We start from the raw sequence: 25392 nt of genomic DNA, 5'->3' as shown, positions 1-25392 counted from the left end.
TTAAAATAATTTTACTTAAAATTATCAAAGATATTTAACGCACCGCTTTATTTCATGCTAAGGTGGTGTGTTATATTCTAATATTCAATGATAATTTATCTGTATTTCTTTGTTGGATGATATGAATGGTTTGGCAGGTGGCTATTGAATATTAATCTCTCAGTTTAAAATAATTGTATTAACTTAATGAAGCAGAAATATGAAATAAGCCATTTGAAGCATTGACAATATATTGCCCCCACCAAGCCATCATCTCTCTACGTTGTTCCAAGTATTGGGCACGGTTATAAGCTCTTCTAACCTCATTTGTATCAATGTGAGCCAAAGCTGCTTCAATCACGTCAGATGGGAAACCTTTCTCATTAAGGATAGTTGAGGCAATTGATCTCATACCATGAGCTACTAACAGATCTTTGAATCCCATTCGTTTCAGCGCCATGTTAGCAGTCTGACTGTTCATCGGTTCAAGCGGGTTTCGATAACCGGGGAAAACAAAATCTCTATGCTGACTAATTGGCTTCATGACATCTAATACACCAAATGCCTGCTCTGACAACGGAATGACGTGTTCCCGTTTCATTTTCATTCTGCCAGCCGGAATGCGCCATTCCTTAGTCTCAAAGTTAATCTCATCCCAGCGGGTCATTGCTGCTTCTCCGGGTCTTGTCATAGTCAGTAGCTGCCACTCGATGAGACAACGTGTTTGTCTGCCAATACTGGCAAATGCGAGAGTCTTCATCAGAAGGGGAAGTTGTTCAGGTAAAAGGGCAGGGCGATGTTTAACTTTAGGTTTATGGAATGTTCTACCAATTCGCGTTGCTGGGTTTGAACTGACTAAACCAGAGTTCAGAGCGAAATCCATGACTTCGTTGATACGTTGTGTAAGCCGTTTTACTGTTTCCAGCCTGCCTGCTGCATGTGTAGGTTCAAGAGCAGCAATGAATTGCTGAGCAGTAATGCTGGAAATAGGCATGGAGCCAATATGTGGGAACACATATTTACTCATTGAACGCCAGATATCGTTAAGAGTGTGAGTTGTTAATCCTGCTGCCTTTTTGGTCTTAAACCACTTAGCTGCAACTTTTGCAAACGTACTTTCACTCACACTCTTCTGACGAAGTTGCTCTGCTTTTTTGTGCTCTTGAGGGGCGACGTCTTTGCTGAGAAGAGCGCGGGCTGATTCACGATTTTAGCGGGCTTCAGAAAGCGAAACGGAAGGGTATGAACCAAAGCTGATCATGGCCCGTTTACGAGTAAAGGGTTTTTAATAACGAAACAGCCAGAGTTTTGAGCCTCCGGGAGTTACCTGCAGTTCCAGACCGTCCCCGTCATAAATAACCAATGCTCGTTCAGCAGCTTTGGCGTTCTTCACTTCGGTATTGTTTAAGGGTTTGGTCTGTCTTGCCATGAGCAGTCTCCATTCTGTTCCTCGGAAGGCTTAATCATATCAAAAAGCCGTCTTAGAAACGTATGCCCATGAGTATGGCTGAATCAGGTGGATTCCACTGTATCAATCAGGATTTCACTAGACAACAGAAAAACAGCAGGTTTCAACAACCTAACGTTTAAACTGTTTTTATGGTTCTCTCTGGACTTCACCAGACAAAACGTTGGGAGAATTTGGTCGGCACGAGAGGATTTGAACCTCCGACCCCGGACACCCCATGACCGTGCGCTACCAGGCTGCGCTACGTGCCGAACACTGGAGGATTAGTCTACTGGTTATCGGCATGAATGCAAGACACCAGCTGACTATTTGCCTGATAATTAATCAGTTAGCGATAAATCGCTTCTCCTCAGTCAATACCTGCAACAGCAACGTCAGTTCCGGCTTGTGATCTTTCAGCGCATTGCCCGCGGCATCATAAGCGCGATAGCTGCCGTTGTTGTTGAGCACCAGCGTCACCTGCGGCGTGGTGATCACCAGCTTGTTCTCTTCGCTGCTGGCCACCCAGTCATGGCGACGACGTGCAGCAAACAGATCTTCACCCTGCGAATAGTTCACCGGATTGGTTCGCACATGCAGCAGGCGCTGCATCAGCGTCGTCATCACATCCTGATGATCGGAGAGACGATCAACGGTCTGCGCGGGCGTATCAGGCCAGTGAATCACTAATGGCACCTGCAATGTCTGGCGATTGCCTGCGCTGTCAGGGTTACCCTCTAGGGCCAGACCGCGCTGCGCGGTGATCACCACCACTGTGTTCTTCAGCAAATCACGCGCCTGCAGGCTGCTCAGAACGGCATGAATCTGCTGATCGACGGCGGGTGCCTGACGCAGATAACTGCGCTGACGGGCTTTGGCACTGTCGCCGGTGACGTCAGGGCCGTTCAGCGCGATCCAGGAGAACCAGGGTGCCTGGGAACCTGTCTGCTTCTCCAGCCAGTTCTGCCATTGCGCGACGGTGCTGGCGTTCGGCTGGCTGGTCATCGCCGGCAGTGAATAGTCGGTCAGCAGCGCCTGTCGGTAGAGCGGCGGGTTAAAGCCCTCAGAGGAGAACAGGCCAAACTGATAACCCTGCGTGCTCAGCGCGCCCAGCAGGGCAGACGGCGTACGGGATGCCAGAATACCGTTCATGTAGCTGGAGGAGATGCCGTAGAAGAGGCCAAACAACCCTTTCTCCGGGGTATCTCCGGCGCTGTAGTGCTGCGTGAAACGCACGTTTTCGCTGGCAAACTGGTTGAGTTGAGGCAGCGCACTGGCCATCGTGGCATTATTCAGGCCATCTACGGTCAGCACCAGCAGGTTATTGCGTGTACCGCCATCGCGGAAGGTAATGTCGCTCAGCGGATATTCCACCGCCAGCGCTTCCGGGTCGCCCTGCTGAACCAGGCGACGCTGATACTCCTGCGCATCCAGCAGACCGTGACGCTCCAGGAAACGGCGGGCGGTCATCGGATAGGAGAGCGGCAGGTTAGCGCGCTGCATGGTTATCGGGCGATAGAAGTTGGCATCAGCCCAGATATACATCAGGTGGCTGGCAAAGAAGGCGCTGATAAACAGGGCCGCGAGCGGCTTACCAAACGACCGGCGATTCAGGCTGCGCAGTTTCTGCCAGCTCCAGGTCGCAAACAGCATCTCGACCAGAAAAATCAGCGGCACGCTGATAAACATCAGCTGCCAGTCGCGCGCCATCTCGCTCTGATCGGGGTTAATCACCAGCTCCCACACCACCGGGTTCAGGTGAAGGTGGAAGCGGCTGAACACCGCGCTGTCGACCATGACCAGCGTCAGACCCGCGGTGGCGACCACTGCGGACACTACCCGCATCAGCCGTTGCGACATCACCACAAACGTCAGCGGGAAGATGATCAGCAGATAGGCGGCAAAAACGATAAAACTGAAGTGGCCAACCCAGCTGGTATAGGCGTAGATACGCCCCGCCAGTGAAGAAGGCCAGTCGGCGACCAACAGGTAGCGACTGCCTAAAATCAGCGCGAATAAGATATTAAACAGAGCAAACCAGTGCCCCCAGCTAATCATCTGGGAGACTTTTTCGCGGTAGCGCTGCCGGTTGGTTACCATATTATGAAATCAAATCAGCCAATTAGTGAGCGTTGTCGTCACGCACTGACGCCTGCAGGGCATCGGCGAAAGATCGGGCCAGAGAGCGACGCTGCGCCGGGGCAACATCGCTGTTAATCAGGTTGGTCACCATATTGCCCAGGACCATCAGGGAGAGGTCTGTGGGGGCCTTATCCTTCTGCAGGATTTGGGCCATTTCCGCGAGGAGTTGTTCCACGCGTTCGTCGCTGTAACGGGATGATTGTGGCATAAGGTCGTCTGAGCTCATTTCAAAAGGCGATATAGTACCGGAACAGCGTACTTTTTTCCGCAATTTTATCGAAAGTACCGCGTCCGCTTTACGTATGGAGTTGAAAGCCGATGCCGGCGGTGTTTGAATACGCGCCTGAGCTAAAAGGAGAGTCTACCATGAGTCTGGATATCGACCAGATTGCCCTGCACCAGTTAATCAAACGCGATGAAAACCAGCTTGAGCTGGCGCTGCGCGATTCGCTGCTGCCTGCCACCAACACGGTCAACGCGATGGTGGAGGAGTTGCACCGGGTTTACAGCGCAAAAAGCAAAGCCTACGGCCTGTTTAATGCAGAGAGTGAACTGGCAGAAGCGCTGCGTAATTGTCGTAAGGGCAACGATGATTTTCTCGCCTTTAGCCGTGCCGCCACCGGCCGTCTGCGTGACGAACTGGCGAAATATCCGTTCGCCGAAAGCGGCGTGGTGCTGTTTATTCACTACCGCTATCTGGCCGTAGACTATCTGCTGATCGCCGTGCTGAACAGCCAGTCCAGCATGCGCGTCAACGAGCAGATGGATATCAGCAGCACCCACTATCTCGACATCAATCATGCGGACATCGTCGCGCGCATCGATTTAACCGAGTGGGAAACCAACCCGGAATCGACCCGCTATCTGACCTTCCTGCGCGGCCGCGTCGGACGTAAAGTGGCTGACTTCTTCATGGACTTCCTCGGTGCCGAAGTGGGATTAGACACCAAGGCGCAGAACCGGGGACTGTTGCAGGCGGTGGATGACTACTGCAACGAATCCGGGCTGGATAAGCAGGAGCGGCAGAATTATCGCCAGCAGGTCTACAGCTACTGCAACGAGCAGCTGCAGGCGGGCGAAGAGATTGCGCTGGAAGATCTGTCAGGCGAACTGCCACCGGTGGGTGAAAAAACCTTTCAGGCCTTTACCCAGGAGCAGGGCTACGAACTTGAAGAGAGCTTCCCGGCGGATCGCAGCACGCTGCGCCAGCTGACGAAGTTTGCCGGCAGCGGCGGGGGACTGACCCTGAATTTCGACGCCATGTTACTGGGCGAGCGTATTTTCTGGGACCCGGTAACGGACACCCTGACAATCAAAGGCACGCCACCCAATCTGCGTGACCAGCTACAGCGCCGCACCAGCAGCAAATAAAAAAGCCGGGCTCAGCCCGGCTTTTTTGACGCTGCGCGGTGATAACCTTTGGCAGCGACAGACAAAATAAAAGGGCCGGTTTCGCAACCGGCCCTTCTACGTTCAACAAGGCTCGCGATTACGCGCGAACGAAGTCGATGTGAAACAGTTTTGGCTTGAACGGGTGACGCTGAACAGCCTGAACTTTCACTTTGGTTTCTTTACCGTCAACAACCAGGGTCAGCACTTCTTCGTAGAAACCTGGTTTTACCTGCAGGTTCATTACGGAGTCGTGATCCAGGTCGATGGCAACAGCCGCTTCAGAACCACCGTAGATGATGGCCGGGAAACGGTTTGCTGTACGCAGGCGGCGGCTCGCACCCTTACCCTGCTCTTTACGTTCTACTGCATTGATAGTGAACATTAATACGTCTCTTTATTTAATTCCTGCTACAGGCGACCCAGTAACAGGCAGGTTATTCAATTCCGCTGATGCACATGCAAAAGCGGGCGGCAGTATAGCGGTTATCCCTGCCGGGAGCAAACGATATAGCCGCCTGCCAGCGGTGCATCCGCGTCAGCGCAGCTCATTCGCGCGGCGGTAGCGGCCCTGATAATCAAACATCTTTTCACGGATCTGCCAGAACTGGCCTTTGGCCCTGGCCACCACAAAATCGGGATGACGCAACAGCGGCTGCAGCGCCAGCACGTCGGCGGCGGTCTGCCAGCCAAGCGGTACGCCGGGTGCGCGCTGATGCGGGCGCATAAAGAGCTGCTCAAACGCTTTCCGCTGCGCGGGCGTCTGCAGCCGGAAACGTTCGCTGACGCTGGTGCCATCCTCGTCATGGTAGGTCGCTTTGAGCCACTCACCTTTGGCATCCGAACCCTGTTCCAGCGTCATGCCGCCACAGCGCAGCACCAGTGCATCCTTGAGTTTCAGTGCCGCTTTGAGCATATCGTCGGGATCGACCAGCACTTTATCGCACTGGTGACAGCGCCGGGCGGCGATATCATTTTCCGCGCCGCAGTCGGGACAGCTCTTAAAGCGGAAGCGATAGTCGCACTGTTCGCGTTCTCCCTCATCATCTTCCAGCACCCCCTGGCAGCGCCGGCCAAAATGTTCGATGACCATGCCATCTTCGGTCGCCTTGCCCCAGAAGGTATTGGCAAAGCCGCAGGCGGGGCAGAAAACCTGCACCGGCTGATTGTCGCTGGCCCCTTTCGGCGCGCCGACTTCCGGCGTGAAGAGGTCGTGGGGATTACCGGCATAATCGAGGATCAGGCAGTCGCGCTTACCGGGCGAGAGCCGCAGGCCGCGGCCGACGATTTGCTGATAGAGGCTGACCGACTCGGTCGGGCGCAGTATCGCAATCAGGTCTACGTGCGGCGCATCAAAGCCGGTGGTCAGTACCGCTACGTTCACCAGGAATTTCAGCTGCTGTGCTTTAAATGCCAGGATCAGGGCATCACGCTCGCGGGCGGGCGTTTCGGCGGAGACCAGCGCGCTGTTTTCGGGCAGCAGCTGCAGGATTTCACGCGCATGATCCACGGTGGAAGCGAAGATCATCACCCCCAGCCGATCCTCAGCGAACTCCACAATCTGACGAATGATATGGGGCGTCACGCGCTGCTGCTGTTTCAGTTCGCGATTCAGATCGGCTTCGCTGAACAGGCCGTTCGACTGCGCCGTGAGACGACTGAAGTCATACTGTACCACCGGCATATCCAGCCGCTCCGGCGGCACCAGGAACTGATGCTTGATCATGTAACGCAGCGGCAGTTCATAGATGCAGTCGCGGAACAGCGATTTCTCGTCGCCCCGCACCATGCCGTGATAGTGGAACTGATAGATCCAGCCTTTGCCCAGCCGGAACGGCGTGGCGGTCAGGCCAAGTAAACGGAGCTGAGGATTGTGCTGGCGCAGATGACTGAAGATCTGCTGATACTGGCTCTCTTTGTCATCGCCGATGCGATGGCACTCGTCGACAATCACCAGTGAAAAGGCGCTGTCGAACTGTTCGAGGTTACGCGCGATGGACTGCACGCTGCCAAATACCACTTTGCGCTGGCTCTCTTTGCGCTGCAGTCCGGCTGCAAAGATGTCCGCCTCCAGCCCGTACGCTTCATATTTGCTGTGGTTCTGTGCCACCAGCTCTTTGACGTGCGCCAGCACCAGCACCCGGCCACGTGCCAGCCGTGCCAGCTCGGCGATCACCAGGCTCTTCCCGGCGCCGGTGGGCAGTACGATCACTGCAGGTTCCTGATGACGACGGAAATGCGCAACGGTGGCATTAACCGCATCCTGCTGATAGGGGCGTAAGGTAAAAGACATGGCGCTCACTTTTGCAAAACTGGCGGCAATTATGCCATGAAAGTCCGGTAAACGCGCTGTCAGGCGGACGCAGATCACGTTATACTTCCTGCACATTTTCAACGGTTAACCAGGCCGTTTCAGATTCCCTCCGCAGTAACAGGCAAAACGAATTCATGCGACTCGACAAATTCATCTCTCAGCAACTGGAAATCAGCCGCGCCATCGCCCATCGCGAAATCCGCGGCCAGCGTGTCACCGTGAACGGGGAGATCGTACGCGATACCGCGTTTAAACTGCTGCCCGACCACGAAGTCGCCTATGACGGCAACGTGCTGCAGATGCTCACCGGTCCACGCTACTTTATGCTGAACAAACCACAGGGTTACGTCTGCTCAACCGACGATCCCGATCATCCCACCATCCTCTATTTCCTCGAAGAGCCGATGTCTTTCAAACTGCACGCAGCAGGGCGTCTCGATATTGACACCACCGGACTGGTGCTGATGACGGATGATGGTCAGTGGTCACACCGGATTACCTCGCCGCGTCATCACTGCGAGAAAACCTATCGCGTCACACTGGAATCGCCGGTCAGTGACGATACGGCCGCGCAGTTTACGGCGGGCGTACAGCTGCACAATGAGAAGAGCCTGACCAAACCGGCACAGCTGGAGGTGATCACGCCGACCGAAGTGCTGCTGACCCTGAGCGAAGGGCGTTATCACCAGGTGAAACGGATGTTTGCGGCGGTCGGCAATCGGGTGGTTGAGCTGCATCGTGAGCGCATTGGCGACATCGTGCTGGATGCCGATCTGGAACCGGGCGAATACCGGCCGCTGACGGAAGAAGAGATCGCCAGTATTGGTCTGCCAAAAGAGTTACAGGCTAAATAAGCGGACGGGCTGCCAGCAGCCCGTGCCAGTCCCACAGGGCAGGAGAAGGTGTGCGTAAGGAAAAGAATTCGCCAACAGGTCTGGTCGTCATCCTCGGTCTGTTAGCCATGCTGATGCCGTTGTCGATAGACATGTATCTGCCTGCCATGCCGCAGATTGCGCGTGAGTTTGGCGTGTCGGCGGGTAGCGTGCAGATGTCGCTGAATCTCTACATTCTGGGGTTCGCGATCGGGCAGCTCATCTATGGGCCGCTGGCGGACAGCTACGGCCGCAAGCCGGTGATTGCGCTTGGCACGCTGATCTTTGCCTGCGCCGCCGCGGCCTGTGCGTTGTCACAAAGCATTGATCAGCTGATTACCATGCGCTTTCTGCATGGGCTGTCGGCCGCGGCCGCCAGCGTGGTGATCAACGCCCTGATGCGCGACAGTTACTCGAAAGAGGACTTTTCGCGCATGATGTCGTTCGTGATGCTGATCACCACCATTGCGCCGCTGCTGGCGCCGATTATCGGCGGCTGGCTGCTGGTGCTCTGGAGCTGGCACGCCATCTTCTGGGCGCTGTCGGGCGCGGCATTAGTCACCACACTGCTGGTGACCACGCAGATCCGCGAAACCCTGAAGCCGGAGCAGCGCCAGCGATTCCATCTGCGCACCACGCTGGGTAATTTCGTCACGCTGTTTCGTCACAAACGGGCCTTCAGTTATATGCTGGCGAGCGGCTTCTCCTTTGCCGGACTCTTCACCTTTCTTAACGCCGGTCCCTTTGTTTATATCGAACTGAATCACGTTTCGCCGCAAAACTTCGGCTACTACTTTGGCCTTAACGTGGTGTTTCTCTTCGTGCTGACCCTGATTAACAGCAGGGCCGTGCGCCGCTTTGGCCCGGTCGCGATGTTCCGGCTGGGGTTGCTGATCCAGTTCTCTATGGGGATCTGGCTGCTGCTGGTCAGCGCCTTTGACCTGGGCTTTTTGCCGCTGGTGCTGGGTGTCGCACTGTTTATCGGCTGTGTGTCGATCGTCTCATCCAATGCGATGGCGGTGATCCTCGATGCGTTCCCGCATATGGCGGGCACGGCTTCCTCACTGGCGGGCACCCTGCGTTTTGGCGTCGGGGCTTTTGTGGGGGCGCTGCTGTCGCTGATGAGTTTCAACAGCGCCTGGCCGATGGTAGGCACCATCGCGCTGTGCGCGACGATTTCCCTGCTGCTCTTTCTCTACGCGTCACGTCCCCATCCTGCGTCCCGCTAGCCGGGCGCAGGGGGTTTTCCCCGTTACCGCTGGCTCTGTTAGCGGCCTTTCTTGTTATGTTTCTATATTGTGAAAATCTTTAGCTAAAAAAGTAATCATATTGCGTCTAAAATGATTGTTAACGGCGTGTGAACGCGGTACATATAGCCAGAAGTGCGATGAGAGTCGCAAAAAATGCGCGCGGGCAGACGATTAACACTCGTCCGGACTCAGCGGTTGTCGGTCAGCTTTCAGCGTCGGTTGCTGTGTGTTGCGACATAAACTCATTCGGGGAGAGTAAACGATGCTGCAACTTTCAATTGTGCATCGCCTGCCGCAGCGTTTCCGCTGGGCCAGCGATCGCCACAGTGCTATTGAGCCTGATGAAGCCCTGGATGACCAGGAGTTCGTGGCGCTGCGTCTGATCAGCCACGATGGCATTCCGGCGTGGGAAATCCTGCAGCAGTTAAAAGAGGTGCTGGCAGAGATTCAGGTCGACTGTAAAGTGGCCGAATGTGAAGGGCAGCCCTGCCTGTTCATTCAGCGCCGTGACGAGAGTGCCACTAACTGCTGCCTGAAAAATCAGGGCGTGGCGATTGCCGAAACCTTTAACGCAGGCTGAGCCGGGACGACTGCAGCAGCTCGCGGGTGTAGTCGTTCTCAGGTGAAGCAAACAACTTTTCACACTCTCCCTGTTCTGCCACTTCTCCCTGACGCAGCACGATAAGCTGGTGACACAGGGATCGAACCACATCGAGGTCGTGACTGATAAACAGATAACTGAGCTGGCGCTGCTGCTGCAGACGACGTAGCAGCGTCAGGATCTGTTTCTGCACCGTGCGGTCCAGCGAGGAGGTCGGTTCGTCCAGCACCAGCAGCTCCGGTTCCAGAATCAGCGCCCGCGCGATGGCGATACGCTGTCGCTGCCCCCCCGAAAATTCGGCCGGATAGCGGTGGCGGCTTTCCGGGTCGAGTCCCACCTCTTGCATCACCGCGATGACGCGCTGCTCCTGTTCTGCCCGACCGATAGCGGGCAGATGTACCGCCATGCCTTCGGCAATAATCTGCTGCACCGTCATCCGCGGATTCAGGGAGGAATTGGGGTCCTGAAACACCACCTGAATGCGCTGGCGCAGCGGCAGCAGTTGCCGGCGCGTCAGCTGATGCAGCGGCTGACCATCAAACCAGACTTCCCCGCGCGAGCGAATCAGCCGCAGCAGCGCCAGCCCGGTGGTGCTTTTGCCCGAACCGGACTCGCCAACCAGGCCCAGACTTTCGCCGCGCCGCAGGGTAAAACTCAGCCCGGCGAGTATGATCTTTTCGGCCGCCTGCCGCCGGAACAGTCCGCGCCGTAGCGGAAAACTGACCTGAAGCTGTTCGACCCGAAGTATCACCGGGGCGACCGCAGGCAGCGGCAGCGCGGTTCCTTCCGGTTCGGCGGCCAGTAACTGCTGGCTGTAGGGATGCTGCGGCTGGTCCAGCAGAACCTGACCGCGGTTCTGTTCCACGATGCGACCCTGACGCATCACGCTGACGCTATCCGCCAGCTGGCGCACAATATTCAGGTTATGAGTGATAAACAGCATGCCCATGTTCATCTCCCGCTGCAGTTCGCGGAGCAGCTTCAGGATCTGCGCCTGCACCGTCACATCCAGCGCGGTGGTCGGCTCATCGGCGATCAGCAGCTGGGGTTCGGTCAGCAGGGCCATGGCGATCATCACGCGCTGGCGTTCGCCGCCGGAGAGCTGGTGCGGAAAATCGTTGAGCCGGGCGGCAGGCTGCCGGATGCCGACCCGATCGAGCACGCTGAGTATCTCTCCGCGGGCCGCCGGACGACGCAGTCCGCGATGCAGCGAGAGCACTTCATACAGCTGCTTCTCCACGGTGTGCAGCGGGTTGAGCGACACCATCGGCTCCTGAAAAATCATCGCCATCTGGTTGCCGCGAAGGGCACGCAGCCGCGCCTCCGGGGCGCGCAGCAGATCTTCACCCTGAAACAGGATCTCGCCCCGGGGATAAACCACCGACGCCTCATGCAGCAGTCGCATCACCGACAGCGCCGTTACGCTCTTGCCGGAGCCTGACTCGCCCACCAGCGCCAGGGTTTCGCCTGCATTGATGCGCAGGGAGAGATCCTCCACCACCGGGCGAAGCGCATCGCCCTGACGAAAGGCAATCGAAAGATCGTTGATGGCCAGTAAGGGTGTCGTCATTCAGGCTCCTTTGCCCGGATCGAAGGCATCGCGCACCGCTTCGCCAATAAAAATCAGCAGCGAAAGCAGGATCGCGAGCGTGAAAAAGCCTGCCAGGCCTAACCATGGCGCCTGCAGGTTGTTTTTGCCCTGCAGCAGCAGCTCCCCCAGCGAGGGCGAGCCCAGCGGCAGACCAAAGCCGAGAAAGTCGAGTGAGGTGAGGGTGGTGATCGACCCACACAAAATAAACGGCAGAAAGGTCAGGGTCGCCACCATGGCGTTAGGCAGCATATGGCGCAGCATAATCCGGCCGTCGCTGACGCCAAGGGCCTGCGCCGCGCGAATGTAATCGAAGTTACGGGTGCGCAGAAACTCGGCCCGCACCACGCTGACCAGACTCATCCAGCCGAAGGCGACGGTGACCAGCAGCAGCCACCAGAAGCCGGGCTGGATCACGCTGGAGAGTAAAATCAGCAGAAACAGCGCGGGCATGCCGGACCAGACTTCAACCAGCCGCTGCCCGATCAGATCGATTCTGCCGCCGAAATAGCCCTGCACCGCGCCGACCACAATGCCAATTACGCTGGAGAAGAGCGTCAGCAGCAGACCGAACAGCAGCGAGATACGCGTGCCGTAAAGCAGCCGCGCCAGCACGTCGCCCCCGTTGGCGTCGGTGCCAAGCCAGTTCTGCGCCGACGGCGGAGAGGGGAAGGGCACCTGGGTCGCAAAATTGAGGGTGCTGTCGCTGAAGCGAATCGGCGCCCACAGGGCCCAGCCCTGCCGGGCAATGCGCTGCTGCAGCCACGGGTCCTGATAATCGGCGGCGGTCGGCAGCACGCCGCCATAGTCCGTTTCGCTGTAGTCAAACAGCAGTGGCAGCATCCAGCGCTGCTGATAATGCACCAGCAGCGGCTTTTCATTGGCAATCAGCTCGGCACCCAGCGACAGCAGAAAAAGGACCAGAAAGATCCACAGCGACCAGTAGCCGCGCCGGTTATGGCGAAAGCGCTGCCAGCGCTGCTGAGTGAGGGGAGAAAGCGGCATCAATGGCTCCTGAAATCGATGCGCGGATCGACCAGCGTATAGGTCAGATCGCTGAGAATGTTCATCAGTAACCCGATCAGGGTAAAAATATAGAGCGTGCCAAACATGACCGGATAGTCGCGTTGCAGGGTGGCGTCATAGCCGAGCAGCCCCAGCCCGTTCAGGGAGAACATTACCTCGATCAGCACGGAACTGGTAAAGAACATGCTGATAAAGGTGGCAGGAAAGCTGGCGATGACCAGCAGCATCGCATTGCGAAACACATGATGATAGAGAATACGCCGCTCCGGCACTCCTTTGGCGCGCGCGGTCACCACATAGAGTTTGCGGATCTCATCCAGAAACGCGTTTTTTGTCAGCATTGTCAGCGTGGCGAAGCCGCCGATCACCGTCGCCAGCACCGGCAACGCGATGTGCCAGAAGTAATCCAGCACCTGACCATACCAGGGCAGCGTGTCGTGCTGCGCAGAGGTGAGCCCGCGCAGCGGAAACCAGTCCAGATAGCTGCCCCCGGCAAACAGCACGATCAGCATGATGCCGAACAGGAAAGCCGGAACGGAGTAGCCCACAATAATCAGGGCGCTGCTCCAGATATCAAACGCAGAGCCGTTGCGCACCGCCTTGCGGATACCCAGCGGGATCGACACCAGATAGATAATCAGGGTGCTCCATAACCCCAGGCTGATGGAAACCGGCAGGCTCTCTTTGATTAGCCCCACTACCGAGGCGCTGCGAAACAGGCTGTCGCCAAAATCGAAGCGCAGATAGTTCCACAGCATCTCGCCGTAGCGCTGCCACAGGGGTTTATCGAATCCGTAGCGCTGTTTGATCTCTGCAATTACCTCCGGGTCCAGCCCGCGTGCGCCCCGGTACTGATTGTCGGCAGGATTGAGATGACTGCGCGTGGCATGTGAACCGGCGCTGTCGGCGCCGCTGCCGGGCAGGCCGGTTGTCTGACCAAACTCAATATTAGCCAGCGCCTGATCGACCGGTCCGCCGGGGGCGATTTGCACGATAAAGAAGTTCAGCGTGATGATCGCCCACAGCGTCGGAACGATCAGCAGGACTCTGCGCAGAAAGTAAGCGGCCAACGGTGTCTCCTTAGCGTTTACTGGCCGGCAGGCGTCCGGCTTTGTGTGCGTCGTACCACCAGCTATCCAGACCGGTACTGTAGGCAGGCTTGCGGGCGGGATGGGAAAACTTATCCCAGTAAGCCAGCCGCTGCTCTGCGTTGTACCACATCGGGATCATATACGCATTCCACAGCAGTACGCGATCCAGTGACTGCGCCAGCGGCCGCAGCGCAGCGGGATCGCCCTGGTGCGCCACGATCTGCTGCACGAAGTGGTCAACGACAGGATCTTTCACCCGCGCGGTATTCCAGGAGGAGCTGATGTAGTCCGACTGCCACAGGATCTGCAGGCTGGAGGTGGGGATCGGCATCGCCTGATAGAGGGTAGCGATCATGTCATAGTCGCCTTCACGCCAGCGCCGCAGATATTGCGAGCTGTCGACCTGCCGCAGGTTCAGGGTGATGCCGAGCCGCGAGAGCGCGTGCTGGAACGGCAGTGCCCACTCAGTGCTGGTGCCGCCGCGCAGCAGCAGCTCAACGGTGAACGGCTGACCGGTTTTGTCATTGACCAGACGCTGATCCTTAATCTGCCAGCCCGCCTCTTTCAGCAGCGCGTATGCTTTTAACAGGCTGGCGCGGTCGTAGCCACTGCCATCGCTCGCCGGAGGCTGGTAGGGCTGAGTGAACAGTCCGGCGGGCAACTGCGCGCGCCACGGTGCCAGCAGGGCCCGCTGTTCCGCATCCGGCGCACCCTGAGCAGCATACTCTGTGTTCTGGAAGTAGCTGCTGGCGCGCTGCCAGGCACCGTAATAGAGCGCCTTATTCATCCAGTTAAAATCGAACATCAGTGAAAAAGCCTGGCGCACGCGACGGTCATGGAACAGCGGTTTCTCATTGTTAAACGCCAGCCAGCGGGTATCAGTAGCGGCCTCGTTGGGCGTGGTCTGCTTCACTATATCGCCCTGGTCGAAGGCGCGGCCGCGATACTGGGTGGCCCATTTCTTCGCTGAGACCTCCTCACGCCAGTCGTAAGCCCCCGCTTTAAAGGCTTCGAACGCCACGTTGTCATCCAGATAGTAGTCGTAGCGCATCCGATCAAAATTGAAGCGCCCGCGATTCACTGGCAGATCGGCGGCCCAGTAATCTTTGACCCGGCTGAACTCAATAAACTGACCCAGCTTCCAGCGGCTGATGCGATAGGGCCCGCTGGAGAGCGGCGGGGCGCTCAGCGGCTCATTAAACTGCTTATCTTTCCAGAATGACGCCGGGATGACCGGCAGCGTCAGCAAGCCCATCAGCAGATCTCTGTCCGGTTTAGTGGCGTCGATGCGCACCGTAAGATCGTTCAGCGCGGTCACCGTCACGCCGCGATAGGCCACACGGAACTGAGGCACGCCTTCGGTCATAAACTTCTGAAAGCTGAAAGCCACATCGCGGGCCGTAATCGGTGAGCCATCGTGAAAGCGGGCGCGGGGATTCAGGCGAATCTCAGTCCACGAAAAATCGCTGGCGTAGCGCGCCGACAGGGCGATCAGCGGGTAGTAACTACCCGGCTCGTCGTCTGAACTGGTGTAGAGCCCATCATAAAGCGCACCGGTATTGATACCCGGATTGCCGCGCGAGGCGTAGCGGTTGAAGTTGTCGTAGGTGCCAATGACCGCCAGGGTGATGCTGCCGCCTTTGGGCGCATCGGGATCGGCATACTCATAGTGGCTGAAGCCGGGCGGATATTTCGCTTCCCCGGCCTGAGTAAAAGCGTAACTTTGCAGAACGGAGGCGGCCAGCAGCGGGGCGCTGAGTAGGGCACCTGTCAGCAGAAGTCCAGCGCGAAGCAGCATAGCGAATGCCCTCTCCAGTAAGTGTTCGGCTCCGCCCGGGCCAGACCGGTCAGGCGCGATGACGCTGAAAATAGTCTATCAGCGTTTCCGGCCGCAGCGGGCGACTAAAGATATAACCCTGCAGATGAGTCACGCCGCGATTGATCAGCCACGCCGCCTGTTCGCCCGTTTCCACGCCCTCGGCCACGCTTTTCAGGTTCAGCTTTTTCGCCAGCTGCAGCACGGTATCCAGCACCGGCGAGGTCAGCGTCTCGGTGCCGATACTCTGCACAAAGCCGCGATCGATTTTCAGGTAATCAAAGGCGTAGCGCTCCAGATAGATCAGTGCGCTGTGCCCGGTGCCGAAGTCATCAATGGCGATGCGAATCTGCTGCTGATGCAGCCAGTCAAACAGCTCGCCGACATTTTCGTCGCGCACCATGACGCGTTCGGTAATCTCGAACACATAATTAAAGTGGCCGGCCGGCATGCTCTCAAGCCAGTTCAGGACATCCTGACGGAAGCTGCGATCGGCCAGGTGCAGGGGCGAAATGTTGAGGCTGAGACTGGCATAACGGGGAACGGTGTGACAGAGCAGGTGTGCATCGCGGGAAACCAGCTGAAACAGATGGCGGGTCAGTGGAACAATCAGGTTTTGCGACTCGGCATACTGAATAAAGACATCGGGTGGAATCGGGCCTTCCGTCGGGTGCGTCCAGCGCAGCAGTGCCTCCATGCCATAAGGCTGACTATCGTGAGAGGTAACCAGCGGCTGATACTCCACGTGAAACTCGCCGCGCTTCATGCCCCGAATCAGCTCTCTGCCCGGACGCTGATAGTGGGCGAGCAGCAGCCAGCAGCCACCGGCAACCAGCAGTGACAGCAGCAGACCACTCAGCAGGATGTTCTGATAATCGCTGAAGGCGAGAGTGGAACCGTAGAGAACAAACTGCAGCGGATAGCCTTCCAGCGACCGCTGAACCAGCGGTGTCGGCAGGTTCTCATTTTCCGTTACGCCATGCTGCCAGCTGGTCAGGGCACTGTGCTGAGCCACCAGCGCCATACCGGTAATCTCCGGATGCCAGGAGGCCATCAGCTGATAGGGAGCCAGGCTGATGTTGAGTGTCGCGAAAACCCCGGTCTGCAGATTGCCGGGATTCTTCACCCACAGGGCCAGGGCCGGTTTATCCGGCTGCAACGGCGTGCCCGGCATCAGCTGCAGATCGGTATCGCGCGAGATATCACTCTGGGGCGAAATCACATTGATCGGCAGACTGAAACTGCCGGTGGCCGAGGAGCAAAAGGCATTGCCATTATTCACCAGCAGGATGGCACGAAGATTCCCGGCAAAGGCGGCGCGTGAGGTCAGTTCACGATTGATGGTGTGGCAGGCATTATGGGTAAACGGAAGCAGGGGGCTGAGGGTGCTGTTAAACAAACTGGCGAGCGTTTGCTGTAATGCCGCCCGGCTGTGCTCCAGCAGGTGCTGATGTTGTCGCTCGCGCTTATGCCAGGTGTGATGAATCGCCAGCAGGGTGAACAGGAGAAAGAATAGGCCGCCGACGAGCGCGCTACGCCATGCGATTCGGTGAGGATAGGTGGCATGGCGCTGTAGCGCCCCCGACAGTGGCATGAGGAGCTTCCCCTGATCAAATTATTATTATGTTAATGCACACGACTGCTTCGGTTTAAGCGACCGAGAATATAACGAGAATGCCGGGGATGTCTCGTTATTAATCTGAAATACAATGCTTTTATCTGCTATGGCGAAAGCGGATAAAACAAAAGACGAAAAAAAACGCTGCGTAAGCAGCGTTTCATGTTCTCTGGCTGAGAGAAAATCGAATCTGAGGATCAGGACGGGTTACGACTCAGTACCCGGCGCCCTTCACGGTAACGCTTTTTCCAGTAGTCATCATTCAGACTGGAGATCATGACGCCACTGCTGGTTGAGGCATGAACGAAGTTATCGTTGCCCAGATAGATCCCGACATGACGACCGGTTGAACCTGCGCGGAACATCACCAGATCGCCCGGACGCAGTTTACTGCGGGTAATCTCTCTGCCGGTGTCCTGCTGCTCAGAGGTGGAGCGGGGTAATTCCAGGCCAAACTGATCGCGGAAGGTGCGTTGTACAAAGGCGGAACAGTCGATTCCGCGTTTGGTATCGCCACCGAGACGATAGCGAACACCTTTCCAGACGGCGTATTGTTCCATGATGCGCGACTTAACGTCGACATTACGCACCATTTCTTCAAACTCATCCTGAGACGCCTGAAGTAAAAAACCATTCTGGTTGTTAACTTCATGATTCTCGTTATTCGCGTTCTGACTGCTATGGGTACTGCTACAAGCTGAGAGGAGGGTTGCCAGCGCCAGTGCGGGCACAATCCGCAAAATATATCTCAGTATTGGTTGAGACTTGACCATTATTCGGGTTTTCCTTCGATGTCCTTACGACAGAATTGTCGCCAGCCAGATAACAAAACAGGGAGATTAATAAGCGAAACAGACTAAGACAAATCCTTAATGACTAAAATGTGTTAATGGACACATTTTTTCACGGTAAAAATCCGAATTTTCTGCCGCTAATGCCTCACAGGGACTGAGGTTAACTGATTACACACGCCGTGGCGAGTGCTTTTAATCAATTTTATATAGGTTTTTTTGATGTGAAATCAAACCGTAACACGCTGACTAATTTAGCAACAATTATGGGGAAATGATGGCGATAACAAGCGGTAAAAGGGGCGCCAATTCGGCGCATAGAAACGGATTCTGGAATTTTCTTTATTGACAGCGGCGGGTGACGACTATTTAACCACCTGGCGGGGTCATAACCTTTTCTTCTCGCTATTTTAATTAGCAGACTAATAATGATGAGCTGTTTTTTATTAGCGCGGGCAGTTAACATCCTGTCAAATAAACCGACCGCGCTTAACATTTACATCACGGGCTTATATTTTCCCGGTAATTTGCGATAAAACCAGTTAACCAGCACGTCACTGGCAGGGGTTAAAAGCCACCAGCTCAGACCCACCAGAACCACGGACAGCGATCCCACGGCAATATCGGTAAACCAGTGCGCCCCGGCCATGACGCGCGGCAGAGAAAATAGCACCACAATTGCCAGCGCGATTAAAAAACGGCTGAAACCAAAATAACGCCAGATAAAGCAGGCGAAAATAATCAGCATCATGCCGTGGTCGCCAGGGAAGCTGTCTTTCGACGCATCTTTGGCGGGAATGCCGGTCAGCTCACTGACGCGATGCACGTTTTCGAAGAAGAGGGTCGGGCTGGAGTGTTTCACCGGCAGCAGATGCCCCAGCTGATTCAGCACCACGGCAGTCAGCAGCATGGTGATACCGATAGCCAGCATCCGGCGACGTGCCTGAGGCGCTTCATGGCGCCAGATCGACAGATACAGCAGGCCCATCGCCAGCAGTGACACCACATCAAAGCCACGGAAGTTGGTGATGGCGACGATCAGCGCAAACAGCGGATGGGTCACCATCTGATTATTGAAGCCATAAAAAATGGATTTATCGATGCCGAACCAGAAACCATGCTGAGGCGGCAGATACCACGAAAGAAAGAGCACGACGCCCAGGGCATTCAGCAGCAGGATAGTAATAAGACGAATTGCGCGCATAAGTAAGCTCAATTAAAAAAATAACCGCCGACAATACCTCTGTTAGCGTAAACGGCACTTCAACAACGCCGATTGTAGCCGATTCCAGTCAGCCTGCTCAGAATGAATAATCTCGATGCGGCTGTCGGGTGGCGTGGCGGCGAGTGTCTCACTCTGCAACTCTTTTGCCTGACGGTTAATACGCATTGTGCCTTCGCGGATGCGCATCACGCCTTTGATCCGATCCACCGGCGCCTGCCGGACCCACTCCAGCAGCGCAGCGGCGTCAAACACTGTGTCACCATCAAACAGCCAGCCGCAGGCGCTATAGCCCTGTCCGTGGTTCAGCGCCCGCCGCCAGCGCGCCGCTCCCTCCAGCTGCAAGGCGGCCAGTCCGCTCGCCGGTTTCGTCGTGTGAGGGTGATGATGGTGTGGCAGGGGGAGTTCTCGTGGCTGGCGCGGCGTATCAAGCAGGCCGGAGGGAATCCGGCCAAACTCGGTCGCTATCACCGGACGTGGCGGCTGCATCTGCTGCTGCCAGTCAGTCAGACGCTGACGATCTTCATCCTCCCAGCAGTCGCGCTTGTTGGCGATAATGATGTCGGCGGCGGCCAGCTGGTCGCGGAAGTTCTCATCGGCGACCACGCGCGGGTCGGCAAGCTGGCGCGCATCGAGTAGCGTCAGGGTGGCATTGAGTTGCAGCCACGACTGATAGACCGGCGCGCTGAGCATCTCCAGCACCTGGCGCGGATGCCCCAGGCCGGTCGGCTCTATCAGCAACCGGTCAGGCCTGCTCTTCAGCAGCATATTCAGCCCGACCTGCATGGGCAGGCCATTGACGCAGCAGAGGCAGCCGCCAGGGATCTCTTTCAGCGTCGCGCCGCGATCCGCCAGCAGCGCGCCATCAATGCCGATTTCGCCAAATTCATTGACCAGCACGGCCCACTGTTCGCCTGCGGGCCTGGCGGCCAGCAGATGGCAGAGCAGGGTGGTTTTTCCGCTGCCTAAAAAACCGGTGATGAGATTAACGCGCGTCATGGAAAAGGCTCCTGCCGGGATAGCGTGATAATGTAATACTATAACATTATCACGATCGGTTTCCCGCCCTCGCTTACTCGGCGCGCCCCATATAGCGACGTTCGGCAATATGGATGCGGATGCGGTCACCGTTGCTCAGGTATTCCGGCACCTGAATCGAGAGGCCGGTGCTCATTCCGGCGGGTTTGGTGCGGGCGCTGGCAGAAGCACCTTTAATACCCGGCGAGGTTTCAACGATCTCCATATCGACCGTCTGGGGCAGTTCCAGTGCCAGCACCTGGCCTTCCATCGTCAGCACATGGATACCCGGAATGCCTCCTTCCGGAATAAACAGCAACTCTTCTTCGATCTGATCGCGTTTGAAGGTGTAGGGGGTGTAGTCTTCGTCATCCATAAAGATATATTCGTCACCATCTATATAAGAGAAGGTCACGCTGCGACGGCTGAGCGAAATCGCATCAATAATCTCGTCGCCCTTAAAGCGCTCTTCAACTTTTAAACCGGTGCGGACATCGGTAAAGCGCATCTTATAGAGGGTGGCGGCACCGCGTGCGCTGGGGCTCTGGACATCAATGTCCTTAACCAGCAGCAGTTTACCGTTGTGCGTGACGGCCATCCCTTTTTTGATTTCGTTGGCTTTTGGCATTGCTGTTCTCGCTATCTTGAGAGTGAAGTGCGCGCAACGTTACTCGCGCCGGTGAAAACTGGCAATATCGCGGGTGCGAAATTTTGCGTCAGGCCGCCGCATTCATGGTAATTGTCGCGCCGGACTGCTATTGTCGCCGCGACTTTCTTTGCCGGAGCTCAGCATGCAATGCCGTAGCCAGTGCGGTGCCTGTTGCACGGCACCCTCTATCTCATCCCCCATCCCCGGTATGCCCGACGGCAAGCCCGCCAATACCCCCTGCATTCAGCTTGATGCGCTGCTGCGCTGCAAACTCTTTGGTTCGCCCCTGCGTCCCGCCGTCTGTTCCGGGCTGCAGCCGCAAGCGAGCATGTGCGGCGACTCGCGCGAGCAGGCGATGACCTGGTTGCTGCAGCTGGAAGCGGACACGGCCCCCTGAGGCGCTGACGCAGCTGACGTTTTTCTGCCGGCGTCGTTGCCTTACAGCAACAGCTTCAGCCGGATCGACCTTTCTGCCTCACAACCGTCATGAAATGTGCGTAACATCAAAAATCTGCTACGCCGTTTGCGCATTTTCTTGCCTGCAGAATCGCGCTGTACCACAATCCCTGAAACGTTTCAGCGGTGGTCCGGCAACCTGTCCCTGACAGTGCGACGCAAAAATCTCCCCACCGGCTGAAACGATTCAATCTCAGCAAGCGAGGAGAATTATGTTCCAGCTCGAATTGCAGGCTATCCATACCGGAGCCAGCGCCCAGAATAAAGAAGAGGCCATTCGTCAGGTCGCTGCCGCGTTAACCGCGGCGGGCAATGTGACTGAAGGGTATGTCAACGGCATGCTGGCGCGCGAACAGCAAACCTCCACCTTTCTCGGTAACGGCATCGCTATCCCTCATGGCACCACAGACACCCGCGATATGGTGCTGAAAACCGGCGTTCAGGTGTTTCAGTTTCCGCAGGGCATTGCCTGGGGTGACGATCAGACCGCCTATGTCGCCATCGGCATTGCCGCGAAGTCTGATGAGCATCTGGCGCTGCTGCGTCAGCTGACCCACGTACTGAGCGATGACTCCGTTGCCGAACAGCTGAAAACCGCCTCTGCTGAAGATCTTCGTGCGTTGCTGATGGGCGAGAAACAAGCCGCCGAATTCAGCTTCGACACCGCATTAATTACCCTTGACGTCGCGGCCAGCGACCTGATCACCTTACAGGCGATGAACGCCGGTCGTCTGCAATCCGCTGGCGTTGTGGATGCCAGCTATGTGGCGGATGTGGTTTCAGCCTCCCCGCTGAATCTGGGGCAGGGCATCTGGCTCAGCGACAGCAGCCTGGGCAACCTGCGCAGTGGCGTGGCGATCAGCCGTGCTGCGCATCCCTTCGACCATCAGGGCGAATCGGCTGCGATGCTGATCAGCGTGTCGGCAACCGATGAACGTCCGCTGGAGGTGCTGGGTTACCTGAGCGCCTTACTGCAACATGGGAAAGCCGATCGTCTGCTGAAAGCGGATGCCGCAGGCGTTTATGCGCTGCTGACCAGCGAAGTCGATGAGCAGGCTGACGTCCTGACCGCTGAATTCACCATCCGCAACGAACATGGCCTGCATGCCCGTCCGGGCACGGCGCTGGTCAGCGTCATCAAGCAGTTCAACAGCGAGATCACCGTGACCAACCTCGACGGCAGCGGTAAACCTGCCAATGGTCGCAGCCTGATGAAAGTGGTGGCGCTGGGCGTGAAGAAAGGGCATCGCCTGCGCTTTACCGCCAGCGGCGACGATGCACAGCAGGCGCTGAACGCCATTGAAGAGGCGATCAGCAGTGGTCTGGGCGAGGGGGCAGCATGAGCAGACGTGTCGCCACCATTACGCTGAATCCGGCGTATGACCTGGTGGGCTATACCCCTGAAATTGAACGCGGCGAAGTCAATCTGGTGAAAACCACCGGACTGCATGCGGCGGGCAAGGGCATTAACGTCGCCAAAGTCCTGAAAGATCTGGGCATTGACGTGACCGTCGGCGGTTTCCTGGGCAAAGAGAATCAGGATGGCTTCCAGCAGCTGTTCAGCGAGCTGGGTATTGCTAACCGTTTTCAGGTGGTGCCAGGCCGCACCCGCATCAACGTGAAACTCACCGAACAGACCGGCGATGTGACCGATCTGAATTTCTCCGGTTTTCAGGTGACGGGTCAGGACTGGGATCGCTTCACCACCGACTCCCTGACCTGGCTGGGCCAGTTCGATATGGTCTGCGTCAGCGGCAGTCTGCCGGAAGGGGTCGATCACGACGCCTTTACCCGCTGGATGACCGAACTGCGCACCCACTGCCCGTGCATCATCTTTGACAGCAGCCGTGAGGCGCTGGTGGCAGGACTGAAAGCCGCCCCGTGGCTGGTGAAGCCTAACCGCCGTGAGCTGGAGATCTGGGCCGGTCGCAAACTGCCGACGCTGCAGGATGTGATTGGTGCCGCGCACGAACTGCGCGAGCAGGGCATCGCCCATGTGGTGATTTCACTGGGCGCAGAAGGGGCGCTGTGGGTCAACGCCTCCGGCGAATGGATTGCCAAACCCCCGGTCTGCGATGTGGTCAGCACCGTGGGTGCCGGCGACTCGATGGTGGGCGGCCTGATTTATGGTCTGCTGATGCGCGAGTCCAGCGAGCATACGCTGCGTCTCGCCACTGCCGTGGCGGCGATGGCCGTCAGCCAGAGTAATGTTGGTGTATCCGATCGAACTCAGTTGGCCGCCATGATGGCGCGTGTCGACTTACAACCCGTTAACTGACAGCAGGAGAGCGATAATGAAAACGCTGCTGATAAAAGACCCTACACTGGGACTGGCTTCCGCTTACATGGCGCAACAGCGCCTGGCTGCTGCGGCAGCTGCTGCGGGCCTGACCCTGACTGAAAACCCTGCCGATGCTGAACTGGTGATTGTGCTGGGTAAAAACGTGCCGGACGACGCGGCGCTGAACGGCAAAGCGCTCTGGCAGGGCGATGTCCAGCTGGCCGTCCGTGAGCCGGAAACCTTCCTGAACCGCGCGAAAGCAGAAGCCAAGACCTGGCAGTCGCAGGCTGCGGTGGCGACACCGGCGGGCGCATCTGCTGCGGCTCCGGCTCAGGCTGGCGCGCAGAAACGTGTGGTTGCCGTTACCGCCTGTCCGACCGGCGTGGCGCACACCTTTATGGCGGCAGAGGCGATTCAGGCCGAAGCAACCCGTCGCGGCTGGTGGGTGAAAGTTGAAACCCGCGGTTCAGTCGGGGCCGGTAACGCCATTACCCCGGAAGAAGTGGCAGCAGCCGATCTGGTGATCGTGGCCGCCGATATCGAAGTCGACCTGGCGAAATTTGCCGGTAAGCCGATGTACCGCACCTCAACCGGACTGGCGCTGAAGAAAACCGCCCAGGAACTGGATAAAGCGGTAGCCGAAGCGAAGCCTTATAAAGCGGCTGCCAGCGGACAGAGCAACGCCAGCGCAGAAGAGGAGAAAAAGCAGGGCGGCGCAGGGGCGTATCGTCATCTGCTGACCGGCGTCTCCTATATGCTGCCGATGGTGGTCGCAGGCGGTCTGAGCATCGCACTCTCATTTGCCTTTGGTATCACCGCATTCAAAGAGCCGGGCACGCTGGCGGCTGCCCTGATGCAAATCGGTGGTGGCAGCGCCTTTGCCCTGATGGTGCCGGTACTGGCGGGCTTTATCGCCTTCTCCATCGCTGACCGTCCGGGTCTGACCCCGGGTCTGATTGGCGGGATGATCGCCACCAGCATCAACGCCGGCTTCTTAGGCGGCATTATCGCGGGCTTCATTGCCGGTTATGCGGCGAAGCTGATCAGCGGCAAAGTTAAACTGCCGCAGAGTATGGAAGCGCTGAAACCGATACTGATTATTCCGCTGTTTGCCAGTCTGATTACCGGCCTGCTGATGATCTACGTGGTAGGCAAACCGGTTGCGGGCATCATGAATGGTCTGACCCACTGGCTGGCGAACATGGGCACTGCGAACGCGGTTCTGCTGGGCGCGATTCTGGGCGGCATGATGTGTACTGACATGGGTGGTCCGGTGAACAAGGTGGCTTATGCGTTTGGCGTTGGCTTACTGAGCTCGCAGACGTATGCCCCGATGGCCGCTATCATGGCCGCAGGCATGGTGCCACCGCTGGCGATGGGTGTGGCTACGCTGGTTGCGCGTCGTAAGTTCAACAAAGGTCAGCAGGAAGGAGGCAAAGCGGCGCTGGTTCTGGGTCTCTGCTTTATCTCTGAAGGTGCGATTCCGTTCGCGGCCCGCGACCCGATGCGTGTTCTGCCTTGCTGCATCGTGGGTGGCGCAGTGACCGGTGCCATCTCCATGGCGATTGGCGCGAAACTGATGGCGCCGCACGGTGGACTGTTCGTTCTGCTGATCCCGGGTGCGATTACCCCGGTACTCGGTTATCTGATGGCGATCGTCATCGGCACCGCGATTGCGGGTCTGAGCTACGCGGTACTGAAACGTCCGGAAGAGCAGCTGGCGAAAGCCTGATACGCGGAAGTGAAATAAACAGGGAGCCAGATGGCTCCCTGTTTGCTTTGATACGGCTGCTTCCCTCGGCATCATGTCATCACCGTCTGGAAAGCCTTCAGGCTCCTTATC

Annotated in this window: 21 protein-coding genes, 1 tRNA gene and 1 pseudogene; 8 read left to right on the top strand and 15 right to left on the bottom strand. The window is 57.2% G+C overall.

Features of this window, described 5'->3' with window-relative positions; genetic code table 11:
* Nucleotides 1-178: 178 nt before the first annotated feature.
* From AC6I7A_RS12670 to AC6I7A_RS12655, 4 genes and pseudogenes are all read right to left on the bottom strand, one after another.
* Nucleotides 179-1408, bottom strand: a pseudogene (locus AC6I7A_RS12670) (integrase domain-containing protein).
* A 213-nt stretch (nt 1409-1621) separates the two neighbouring features.
* Nucleotides 1622-1698 (bottom strand) — tRNA-Pro (locus tag AC6I7A_RS12665).
* A 73-nt stretch (nt 1699-1771) separates the two neighbouring features.
* Complete coding sequence (yejM, locus tag AC6I7A_RS12660) at nt 1772-3526, bottom strand: LPS biosynthesis-modulating metalloenzyme YejM (RefSeq protein ID WP_058956728.1); 1755 nt, start codon at nt 3524-3526, stop codon at nt 1772-1774.
* 22 nt (nt 3527-3548) lie between these two features.
* Complete coding sequence (locus AC6I7A_RS12655) at nt 3549-3776, bottom strand: YejL family protein (protein WP_009089108.1); 228 nt, start codon at nt 3774-3776, stop codon at nt 3549-3551.
* Nucleotides 3777-3934: 158 nt separating this feature from the next.
* Here AC6I7A_RS12655 and yejK point away from each other — a divergent pair, with 158 nt between their 5' ends.
* Nucleotides 3935-4939 (top strand): nucleoid-associated protein YejK, encoded by a 1005-nt coding sequence (gene yejK, locus AC6I7A_RS12650; RefSeq protein WP_058956727.1) that lies wholly within the window; start codon nt 3935-3937, stop codon nt 4937-4939.
* 118 nt (nt 4940-5057) lie between these two features.
* Here yejK and rplY read toward each other — a convergent pair whose 3' ends face one another.
* Together rplY and radD are read right to left on the bottom strand one after the other, a co-directional pair.
* Nucleotides 5058-5342 carry a 50S ribosomal protein L25 gene (gene rplY / locus AC6I7A_RS12645; protein WP_058956726.1) on the bottom strand — a complete coding sequence of 95 codons (285 nt, stop codon included), beginning with the start codon at nt 5340-5342 and terminating at the stop codon, nt 5058-5060.
* Nucleotides 5343-5495: 153 nt separating this feature from the next.
* Nucleotides 5496-7250, bottom strand: coding sequence for a DNA repair helicase RadD (gene radD / locus AC6I7A_RS12640; RefSeq protein WP_009089113.1), 1755 nt, complete (start codon nt 7248-7250; stop codon nt 5496-5498).
* A gap of 155 nt (nt 7251-7405) precedes the next feature.
* Here radD and rsuA point away from each other — a divergent pair, with 155 nt between their 5' ends.
* The 3 genes from rsuA to AC6I7A_RS12625 all read left to right on the top strand — a co-directional run bounded on the left by rsuA (nt 7406) and on the right by AC6I7A_RS12625 (nt 9973).
* A complete protein-coding gene (gene rsuA, locus AC6I7A_RS12635) occupies nt 7406-8125 on the top strand; it encodes a 16S rRNA pseudouridine(516) synthase RsuA (protein WP_058956725.1) in 720 nt (239 codons plus the stop codon).
* Nucleotides 8126-8175: 50 nt separating this feature from the next.
* Nucleotides 8176-9372 carry a Bcr/CflA family multidrug efflux MFS transporter gene (locus tag AC6I7A_RS12630; RefSeq protein ID WP_058956724.1) on the top strand — a complete coding sequence of 399 codons (1197 nt, stop codon included), beginning with the start codon at nt 8176-8178 and terminating at the stop codon, nt 9370-9372.
* Between the two features lie 283 nt (nt 9373-9655).
* Entirely contained in the window at nt 9656-9973 is a 318-nt protein-coding gene (locus AC6I7A_RS12625) for a YejG family protein (RefSeq protein WP_009089120.1), read from the top strand.
* On the opposite strand, the gene yejF is transcribed toward AC6I7A_RS12625, so the two are convergent.
* The 9 genes from yejF to yeiP form a co-directional block, all read right to left on the bottom strand.
* The gene (gene yejF / locus AC6I7A_RS12620; RefSeq protein WP_058956723.1) at nt 9960-11564 is read right to left on the bottom strand and encodes a microcin C ABC transporter ATP-binding protein YejF; all 1605 of its coding nucleotides are present in this window, start codon (nt 11562-11564) and stop codon (nt 9960-9962) included. The two genes, AC6I7A_RS12625 and yejF, sit on opposite strands and share 14 nt — an antisense overlap.
* Complete coding sequence (locus AC6I7A_RS12615) at nt 11565-12587, bottom strand: ABC transporter permease (protein WP_058956722.1); 1023 nt, start codon at nt 12585-12587, stop codon at nt 11565-11567.
* The gene (locus AC6I7A_RS12610; RefSeq protein ID WP_009089127.1) at nt 12587-13678 is read right to left on the bottom strand and encodes a microcin C ABC transporter permease YejB; all 1092 of its coding nucleotides are present in this window, start codon (nt 13676-13678) and stop codon (nt 12587-12589) included. The genes AC6I7A_RS12615 and AC6I7A_RS12610 overlap by 1 nt, the downstream gene beginning before the upstream one ends.
* A gap of 10 nt (nt 13679-13688) precedes the next feature.
* Nucleotides 13689-15497: an extracellular solute-binding protein gene (locus AC6I7A_RS12605; RefSeq protein ID WP_058956721.1), complete on the bottom strand. Its 1809-nt coding sequence runs from the start codon at nt 15495-15497 to the stop codon at nt 13689-13691.
* A 49-nt stretch (nt 15498-15546) separates the two neighbouring features.
* Nucleotides 15547-17109 (bottom strand): cyclic di-3',5'-guanosine monophosphate phosphodiesterase PdeN, encoded by a 1563-nt coding sequence (gene pdeN / locus AC6I7A_RS12600; RefSeq protein ID WP_058956720.1) that lies wholly within the window; start codon nt 17107-17109, stop codon nt 15547-15549.
* A 221-nt stretch (nt 17110-17330) separates the two neighbouring features.
* On the bottom strand, nt 17331-17906 hold the full coding sequence (gene mepS, locus AC6I7A_RS12595) for a bifunctional murein DD-endopeptidase/murein LD-carboxypeptidase (RefSeq protein ID WP_046102239.1): 576 nt from the start codon (nt 17904-17906) through the stop codon (nt 17331-17333).
* 514 nt (nt 17907-18420) lie between these two features.
* Complete coding sequence (locus AC6I7A_RS12590) at nt 18421-19128, bottom strand: phosphatase PAP2 family protein (RefSeq protein ID WP_058956719.1); 708 nt, start codon at nt 19126-19128, stop codon at nt 18421-18423.
* Nucleotides 19129-19170: 42 nt separating this feature from the next.
* Entirely contained in the window at nt 19171-20145 is a 975-nt protein-coding gene (locus AC6I7A_RS12585) for a CobW family GTP-binding protein (protein ID WP_058956718.1), read from the bottom strand.
* A gap of 73 nt (nt 20146-20218) precedes the next feature.
* Entirely contained in the window at nt 20219-20791 is a 573-nt protein-coding gene (yeiP, locus tag AC6I7A_RS12580) for an elongation factor P-like protein YeiP (RefSeq protein WP_009089138.1), read from the bottom strand.
* A gap of 163 nt (nt 20792-20954) precedes the next feature.
* Between yeiP and AC6I7A_RS12575 the strand changes: the two genes are divergently transcribed.
* The 4 genes from AC6I7A_RS12575 to fruA all read left to right on the top strand — a co-directional run bounded on the left by AC6I7A_RS12575 (nt 20955) and on the right by fruA (nt 25281).
* Nucleotides 20955-21209 carry a YkgJ family cysteine cluster protein gene (locus AC6I7A_RS12575; RefSeq protein WP_009089140.1) on the top strand — a complete coding sequence of 85 codons (255 nt, stop codon included), beginning with the start codon at nt 20955-20957 and terminating at the stop codon, nt 21207-21209.
* 271 nt (nt 21210-21480) lie between these two features.
* Nucleotides 21481-22611, top strand: a complete 1131-nt coding sequence (gene fruB / locus AC6I7A_RS12570) for a fused PTS fructose transporter subunit IIA/HPr protein (protein ID WP_058956717.1) — start codon at nt 21481-21483, stop codon at nt 22609-22611.
* Complete coding sequence (gene fruK, locus AC6I7A_RS12565; protein WP_009089145.1) at nt 22608-23546, top strand: 1-phosphofructokinase; 939 nt, start codon at nt 22608-22610, stop codon at nt 23544-23546. Before fruB ends, fruK begins: the two co-directional genes overlap by 4 nt.
* A 16-nt stretch (nt 23547-23562) precedes the next feature.
* Nucleotides 23563-25281, top strand: a complete 1719-nt coding sequence (gene fruA, locus AC6I7A_RS12560) for a PTS fructose transporter subunit IIBC (protein ID WP_058956716.1) — start codon at nt 23563-23565, stop codon at nt 25279-25281.
* The last annotated feature ends 111 nt before the right edge of the window (nt 25282-25392 follow it).

The sequence above is a fragment of the Type-F symbiont of Plautia stali genome (genome assembly GCF_059731105.1).
Note: the sequence above shows the minus strand (reverse complement) of the source record. Positions and strands in the feature narration are given on the sequence as shown.